1 rRNA gene is annotated in these 2,621 nt (G+C 57.2%); it reads right to left on the reverse strand.

Annotated features, from left to right (window positions below):
* Positions 1–2,379: ribosomal RNA gene (locus KBX43_RS31210) — 23S ribosomal RNA — on the reverse strand; the annotation flags it as partial.
* Positions 2,380–2,621: the final 242 nt, after the last annotated feature.

A 2,621-nucleotide genomic window follows, 5' to 3' on the forward strand; every position in this document is an offset into this window, starting at 1 on the left:
TTTCAAGATTGCCTCCACCCATACTGGCGTATAGGCTTCACCGGCTCCCACCTATCCTACACAAGCTAATTCAGATACCAATGTCAAGCTATAGTAAAGGTCCCGGGGTCTTTCCGTCCTGCCGCGCGTAACGAGCATCTTTACTCGTACTGCAATTTCGCCGGGCCTGTGGTTGAGACAGTGGGGAAGTCGTTACGCCATTCGTGCAGGTCGGAACTTACCCGACAAGGAATTTCGCTACCTTAGGATGGTTATAGTTACCACCGCCGTTTACTGGCGCTTAAGTTCTCCGCTTCGCCCCGAAGAGCTAACAGGTCCCCTTAACGTTCCAGCACCGGGCAGGCGTCAGTCCATATACATCGAATTACTTCTTCGCATGGACCTGTGTTTTTAGTAAACAGTCGCTTCCCCCTGCTCTCTGCGGCCATACAACGCTCCACCCGCGCGGGGCTTCACGTCTCCGGCCCCCCTTCTCCCTAAGTTACGGGGGCAATTTGCCGAGTTCCTTAACCACAGTTCGCCCGATCGCCTCGGTATTCTCTACCTGACCACCTGTGTCGGTTTGGGGTACGGGCCGCTAAGAACTCGCTAGAGGCTTTTCTCGGCAGCATAGGATCACTGACTTCACCTGAATCGGCTCGGCATCACGTCTCAGCCCCATGTGTCGCGGATTTGCCTACGACACGGCCTACACGCTTACCCCGGCACAACCACCGGCCGGGCTCAGCTACCTTCCTGCGTCACCCCATCGCTTGACTACTACCCGCCAGGTTCCCACGCTCCCCAACCTCAACCCGAAGGTCTTGGCCGGTTTGGGTGGTTAGCACAACGAGGTTCGTCAGGGTCGCTCTTTCGCGGGTACGGGAATATCAACCCGTTGTCCATCGACTACGCCTCTCGGCCTCGCCTTAGGTCCCGACTCACCCAGGGCGGATTAGCCTGGCCCTGGAACCCTTGGTCATCCGGCGGAAGGGTTTCTCACCCTTCTTTCGCTACTCATGCCTGCATTCTCACTCGTGCCGCGTCCACAACTGGGTCACCCCGCTGCTTCACCCCCGGCACGACGCTCCCCTACCCATCCACACACCTGCACCTGGCATCAAGGCCAGGCGAAGTTAAAATGTGAATGCCACAGCTTCGGCGGTGTGCTTGAGCCCCGCTACATTGTCGGCGCGGAACCACTTGACCAGTGAGCTATTACGCACTCTTTAAAGGGTGGCTGCTTCTAAGCCAACCTCCTGGTTGTCTATGCGACCCCACATCCTTTTCCACTTAGCACACGCTTAGGGGCCTTAGCTGGTGATCTGGGCTGTTTCCCTCTCGACTACGAAGCTTATCCCCCGCAGTCTCACTGCCGCGCTCTCACTTACCGGCATTCGGAGTTTGGCTGATTTCGGTAAGCTTGTGGGCCCCCTAGACCATCCAGTGCTCTACCTCCGGCAAGAAACACGCGACGCTGCACCTAAATGCATTTCGGGGAGAACCAGCTATCACGGAGTTTGATTGGCCTTTCACCCCTAACCACAGGTCATCCCCCAACTTTTCAACGTTGGTGGGTTCGGCCCTCCACGCGGTCTTACCCGCGCTTCAGCCTGCCCATGGCTAGATCACTCCGCTTCGGGTCTAGAGCATGCGACTAAAAACGCCCTATTCAGACTCGCTTTCGCTACGGCTCCCCCACACGGGTTAACCTCGCCACATGCCACTAACTCGCAGGCTCATTCTTCAAAAGGCACGCCGTCACCCCGCAAGGCTCCGACGGATTGTAGGCGAACGGTTTCAGGTACTATTTCACTCCCCTCCCGGGGTACTTTTCACCATTCCCTCACGGTACTCGTCCGCTATCGGTCACCAGGAAGTATTTAGGCTTACCAGGTGGTCCTGGCAGATTCACGGCAGATTTCAGGAGTCCGCCGCTACTCGGGAACACCCACAGAAGACCAGCAACTTTCACCTACCGGACTATCACCGTCTACGGTCAGCCATTCCAGACTGTTCGACTAACCACTGGCTTTGTAACTTCTCGAACAAGTGTCAGCTTGCTCAGCAGGGTCCCACAACCCCGACCACGCAACCCCTGACAGGTATCACACGCAGCCGGTTTAGCCTCAATCCGCTTTCGCTCGCCACTACTCACGGAATCACTAAATTGTTTTCTCTTCCTACGGGTACTGAGATGTTTCACTTCCCCGCGTTCCCCCCACACACCCTATGTGTTCAGGTGCGGGTGACATCACATGACTGATGCCGGGTTTCCCCATTCGGACACCCTGGGATCACAGCTTGGTTGACAGCTCCCCCAGGCCTATCGCGGCCTCCCACGTCCTTCATCGGCTCCTGGTGCCAAGGCATCCACCGTTCGCCCTTGACAACTTGACCACAAAGATGCTCGCGTCCACTGTGCAATTCTCAACAAACAACCAACCCACAACCCACAGCCCCACACCTGCAACCACCACGTGGCCACGGTTTGCGAGACCAGGCCATGCCTGGCGCCTCACGCCCCCGGGACCAACGTCCACACGGGGCATCTCAAGGCTCTGAAACAACAACCACCTCGGGTTGTTCTTTCAGGACCCAACAGGGTGCTTACATCCGTCCCCAGCCGCACCACAGACTCG

The organism is Micromonospora sp. C41 (assembly GCF_018070485.1).
Lineage (GTDB): Bacteria > Actinomycetota > Actinomycetes > Mycobacteriales > Micromonosporaceae > Micromonospora > Micromonospora chalcea.